The organism is Propionicimonas sp., assembly GCF_047606205.1.
Classification (GTDB): domain Bacteria; phylum Actinomycetota; class Actinomycetes; order Propionibacteriales; family Propionibacteriaceae; genus Propionicimonas.
This window is the reverse complement of record NZ_JASGES010000065.1, coordinates 1-4,965: the sequence shown is the minus strand read 5'-3', so window position 1 is coordinate 4,965 and position 4,965 is coordinate 1. Positions and strand designations below refer to the sequence as shown.

Sequence of the window (4,965 nt, the reverse complement as noted above, 5' to 3'; positions counted from 1 at the left end):
TCTACGGTGCTTCGACCGGCCGCTTCGCGGCCCCTGTCATCGACCGGTCCCGGGCGCATAGCTCAGCGGGAGAGCGTTCCCTTCACACGGGAGAGGTCCAAGGTTCGATCCCTTGTGCGCCCACCATTCAAAGCCTTCACACACGCAAGGCTCTTCGACGGTTAGTTGTTAAATTACCCAGCCACACATTTTCAAAAGCGACAGAATCGTCTTGTGTAGGTTCTGATGCAGGACTTTAGGTAATCAGTCCGTTGGCGGCGCAAGATTTCTTGGATCGATTGAAATGGCACGGAAATTTTATGAAGGTATCGACGCACTCAAAGCGCTGATCGACAATGCGCACAAGGGTACCTGGTCTGAGAAGAATGATTGTCACGTCTTTCGGTCGCAACGAGGTGGGGTACTCAGCTACTGGCCTGGGACGGCTACCGTTAGCGTTCAGGGACAATCGCCTGATAAGGCAAGGCTAGAAGCATCAATCGACGGTGGCGAAGCCGCAGCGTCTGACCCGACGCCCAGCGTCGTTAACGAGCCCAACAAGAAAGTATTTGTCGTCTACGGACACGACAAAGCGGCCCGCACGCAACTCGACGCAATGCTTCGCCGCTGGGGCCTCGAACCAGTGATCCTTGATGATCTACCCTCCAAGGGACAGACGATCATCGAGAAGCTGGAAGATTATACTGAAGATGTTGGTTTTGGCGTGATTTTAGCGACACCCGACGATCTCGGTTATCCAAAGGACCACGAAGATCAAAAAGCGTATCGAGCTCGACAGAACGTAGTGCTCGAATTGGGAATGTTGCTCGTAAAACTTGGTCGGCCAAAGGTTGCGATCCTGCTTGGTTCGCAGGTCCAAATGGAGCGTCCTTCGGACATTCAAGGCCTCATCTACATTCCGTTCAAAGGCGACCTGCAGAAAGAAGCGGGGCCTCTACTCGCGAAGGAAATGGCGGAGCAAGGATACGCCATAGACGTCAAGAGGCTTTAACTCCCCGATTGGGCCGCTGTTATTCCTACCCGTCTATCGGTTAGCGTCATGGCCGAGAAATTCCGAATTGCGTGCCATGCATAAATGTCGTCTCTGCAACTCTGATCTTACCTCGAGCAACGACTCGGAAGCTCACATCATTCCGAACGCTTTGGGTGGCCGATTGAAGCCGAAAGGTATTCTCTGCAAAAATTGCAACACGATGTTGGACAATTTGGCCGATAACGCGCTTATCAAGGCCTTTGGCGACTGGCCGACGGTCCTCAATATCCCTCGAGATCGAGGTAGAAATCCTCCAAAGATCCTAGAGACCCGCAACGGCAAGATAGTTCGCGTCGAACCTCATGGGTCGATCACCCGCGTCGATGTGCTCTACGATGTCGCGCCCACCGAAGAGGGCTATAGCGTTGAGATCGGTGCAGGGGACATGAAGACCGTCCGGCAACTGCTGAAGCGCGCGGCAAAGCAATTTCCTCAATTGGACCCAAGCATCGCCGAGCAGCACGCCAAAACAGTCGGTATTAAAGATGACGATGAGCTGAAGCTGCTGCTGGACTTCAGTCCCCAAGCTACGTTCGGCGGGATCATCACCGCAATCTGGCTCTTTTTGATTTTGAAGACTGGTCGCGCCTTCATGGATCATGCGCGTCTCGCCTCCGTGATAAAGGAGATGCGGTCCCACGGCGGAACTTTTCGCTACTTCGTGAATGGTTTGCCTGGACTGCAGGGACCTGACGTACCTCTCAACCACAAGATCGTAGTAAGGTCAGTCCCTTCCACAGGCGAGCTGATTGCATATGTCGAGATACTCGGTGTCCTGAAGGTCGGTGGTATTTTTGCCAAATCGTTCGTGCCTTGCATGGCTCTTGAGCAAATCTACGCCTACGACATCCTCGGCCGCCAGGACGTTAGTGGCAGTTTCTCGGTCGACCCGGAGACTTTCGAACAGCAGAATTGGAGTATGGTTGGGCTGGGCCCGGCGGATGCCGAACAACTTCGAGAGCATTTTCGTACCGCCTTGGAGCAGGTTTTCGTGAAGCACTACCGAGCTCGCTTTGCCGAAAACGGTAGTGATGAGTAGGATGCTACGAGCCTTTGCCCGACCAGTACGCGCATAGCTTAGCGGGAGAACCCTTGCTTCCCACGCGATAAGTCAAGGGCTAGAGCGCGTGTGTGCCCACCATTTGCCGACAGACAAGCGCGCCTAACAGCGGTCGTCGTTCACAATCAAATGATGAAAAGACGGTTGGTTTTAGGCTACTTTTGCGGCGACCGGAGTGCACCTCCGGAGTGCTGCGACCAGGACAAAAGTCGCTCGATCTCGTTAGCCGGACAACGCATCGTCCCGGACGACTTGTGACCGGAAGCCACAAAGAACAAAAGGCATCGCGCGGTGCCGAAGAATCGAAACCGCTTGGTCCAAGCCCTCCAAATAGAAAGGAGAAAAGCTTGAGAATAAGCCTTTCAATAGATCCACGGGTGGCCATGGCCATCGTGTATCTCAACGCAACAACCCTTTGACAGGGGAGCCCCGCACACAGGCCAGTGTGCGGGGCTCAGTCGTTTCCGGTTACTGGATGATGCGTAGGTGCGAGCCCCGCGCCTTGCCCTCGCCGGGCAGATCGATATCGTAGGTCTTGGCCACCTCAACCTCGTTCATTTTCAGCATCTTCGACAAATCTGCCAACGTGTAGCCCATGTCATGGATATGCAGTGCTACGAGATCGCTCACAGTGCGCGGCTGCTCGATCGGGAAGTCGAGTTCGGGCGGCTCGCGGAGCCTGATCTTGTGGATGTTGAACTGCTTCCAGATGTATTGCGACTGCGTTTTGTTGAGGCCGCCAGCGCGCTCGGCGGCGAAGACCAGGGCCCCCATCGACACCTTCCACTCCGGCTTGAGGGCGGCCAACGTACGTAGATCCACTCGGCGGCCTGCGATAGACTGCTTGAAGTCCTCGGTAGGCACTAGAAAGCAGGACGCAAACTTGTCGGCTTCGTCCTCCATCTCGGGCGTGGGGAATGAATGCATAATCACGTGCCCAAGTTCGTGGCATAACGTGAAGCGCATACGATCGGCCGGATGTGCGCGGTTTAACACAATGATATGAGGCATGCCGGGCACCGAAAAACGAACACCCGAGACCGACGAGCCGCCCAAGTCGGAGTGCGCGACGAGGATGCCGGCATCCTCGACAAGCGCTGTCAGGTCCTGGATCGGCCCCTCCGGCACCTGCCAGAACCGACGGACGAGCCCCGCGATCTTTTCGGCGTCATTATCGTACTCATCAGCATCGAAGCGCGGCAGCTTGTTCACTGGCTCCAGGTCGGTCGCCTCCAGCAGCCTACGGAGGTGCATGACCCGCACATTAAGTTCGGCGACTATACGGTGGAGTTCGGTCGCAGACACGTTCGACTTCTTGCGCCACATCGGCGCGTGCACGCTGACGGGCGCACCGTAGACGGCGTCGGTTTGCCCGAAGAACTCCTGCGGCACCGAAAATATCTCTGCAGCAGCTGCCAACAGTTTCTCGCTTGGCTCCTTCAACCCGTTCTCGATGCGCGACAACTCGGCGTTGGGCACGCGCAGAATTTCCGCCGCCTCGTTCTGCGCGAATCCACGTAGCTGCCGCGCCAAGCGCAGCATGGTCCCAGTCTTTGGCATTCAGCAGTCCTTCCCCCAGAACCGGCAACGATTTTCGTTTACGCCCAGTTAGCCGCCCTGATGGCGGTTAAGACGCCTCGCCGTCCTTCTTCTTGTTCTTCTTGGCCGTGTCCTTGAGCTTGGCGACGCTTCGGCGGCGCGGCTGCTGCGGGATAGCGGTCTTCTGCGGAAAATCGATGACGCCTTGGTTGCCGCCTGGCAGTTCATAGCTCCATAGCTGGCCATCGCCATTGCGAGCCGTAACATAGACGGAGTTATAGCCCGTGCCGAGCTCGTTCACCTTCCAGCAGATTTCGACCTTCATCGCCGACGGGGCGTCCGCGAATGGGATTGCGGGATCCAGGAAATTATCGTTCGCACCCGTGCGGATATTTCCGCCTTTGCTGCGGCGGACCGCCTTCTTGAACCGAACCAGAACCTTACCCTTGAACAAGAACCGCGCCGTCGAGCCGCCGCTGAAGACCAAAGTGTCTGGCTTGTTGTTGAACTCGGAGATCGCCGCCCGGATGACACAGTCAAAAACTTCAGCGGAGTCGGTGCGCTTGTACATGTTGCCGGGGCCGCGCCTAGCAAGGAAGTCCTTGAAGGCCTTATCGAGAACCTTACGGATCCGCTTGATGTAGGGTTCAAGGATCTGGCGAACTTCCTTCTCGATCGGCAGCGACATGTGAGGCGGCTCCAAAGTAAATCGCACAAGAGCCTAACATAGAATTGCCAATATCGAAGATTTTTTTTCATATCCTTTGCGAGATTGCTTTAATATATTGTTTTTACTTAAAAAATAAGGATCGCAGACTCCTGCATTTTTCACTTAGATTGGCGGCGAAATCGAGTCTCTTTCAGGTTTAGCGCCTGGGAATGTGACGCAGCGACCATCCCAATCCGCAAGTTTGACCGCTTTCTAGATTAATTATCAATGACTTAGTCACCACAGACCTCTCCCACACTAAGGGAGAGTCCCATCCATCACAAGAAACATCAACATTTTCAATATGTTAATCGTCGTCCGCCACTGTGTGCAAAATGTGTGCAAAAGAGACCGTGAGAGCGTTATAATATTGATTTCATTCACTTTTTAATCGTGGGGCCGCACCTTCAAACGGGAGAGGTCCAAGGTTCGATCCCTTGTGCGCCCACCATCTAACCCGCTGAACATCCTTTCCATTTTTCCTCGCAGCGAACGCCTGCGCTTTCCAGCAGCAAAGCTCGAGAGTTTGTCGAGCGCCGCCGCAGCAAGCCGAACGCTCTGCTGCGTCATTCCGATCAGGAAGCCAATACCGAAGCGAGCCGCTCTGACGGCCGATGGCCGCAT

5 protein-coding genes and 1 tRNA gene are annotated in these 4,965 nt (G+C 55.2%); 3 read left to right on the top strand and 3 right to left on the bottom strand.

Features of this window, described 5'->3' with window-relative positions; genetic code table 11:
- The first annotated feature begins 51 nt into the window (after nucleotides 1-51).
- The 3 genes from QM633_RS04280 to QM633_RS04270 all read left to right on the top strand — a co-directional run bounded on the left by QM633_RS04280 (nucleotide 52) and on the right by QM633_RS04270 (nucleotide 2,072).
- Nucleotides 52-126 (top strand) — tRNA-Val (locus QM633_RS04280).
- A 157-nt stretch (nucleotides 127-283) separates the two neighbouring features.
- A complete protein-coding gene (locus QM633_RS04275) occupies nucleotides 284-991 on the top strand; it encodes a TIR domain-containing protein (protein WP_415152489.1) in 708 nt (235 codons plus the stop codon).
- A gap of 76 nt (nucleotides 992-1,067) precedes the next feature.
- Nucleotides 1,068-2,072 (top strand): HNH endonuclease, encoded by a 1,005-nt coding sequence (locus tag QM633_RS04270; RefSeq protein WP_415152490.1) that lies wholly within the window; start codon nucleotides 1,068-1,070, stop codon nucleotides 2,070-2,072.
- 489 nt (nucleotides 2,073-2,561) lie between these two features.
- Here QM633_RS04270 and QM633_RS04265 read toward each other — a convergent pair whose 3' ends face one another.
- From QM633_RS04265 to QM633_RS04255, 3 genes are all read right to left on the bottom strand, one after another.
- Nucleotides 2,562-3,635, bottom strand: coding sequence for a helix-turn-helix domain-containing protein (locus tag QM633_RS04265; protein ID WP_415152488.1), 1,074 nt, complete (start codon nucleotides 3,633-3,635; stop codon nucleotides 2,562-2,564).
- 85 nt (nucleotides 3,636-3,720) lie between these two features.
- Complete coding sequence (locus tag QM633_RS04260) at nucleotides 3,721-4,320, bottom strand: hypothetical protein (RefSeq protein WP_415152487.1); 600 nt, start codon at nucleotides 4,318-4,320, stop codon at nucleotides 3,721-3,723.
- 408 nt (nucleotides 4,321-4,728) lie between these two features.
- Nucleotides 4,729-4,965, bottom strand: a 237-nt coding sequence (locus tag QM633_RS04255) for a hypothetical protein (protein ID WP_415152486.1), incomplete at its 5' end; no start/stop codon positions are given.

Bases quoted from the DNA above. Each gene is read 5' to 3' on its own strand.
- QM633_RS04275 (WP_415152489.1), top strand. From the start codon at position 284: ATGGCACGGAAATTTTATGAAGGTATCGACGCACTCAAAGCGCTGATC.
- QM633_RS04270 (WP_415152490.1), top strand. From the start codon at position 1,068: ATGCATAAATGTCGTCTCTGCAACTCTGATCTTACCTCGAGCAACGAC.
- QM633_RS04265 (WP_415152488.1), bottom strand. From the start codon at position 3,635: ATGCTGCGCTTGGCGCGGCAGCTACGTGGATTCGCGCAGAACGAGGCG.
- QM633_RS04260 (WP_415152487.1), bottom strand. From the start codon at position 4,320: ATGTCGCTGCCGATCGAGAAGGAAGTTCGCCAGATCCTTGAACCCTAC.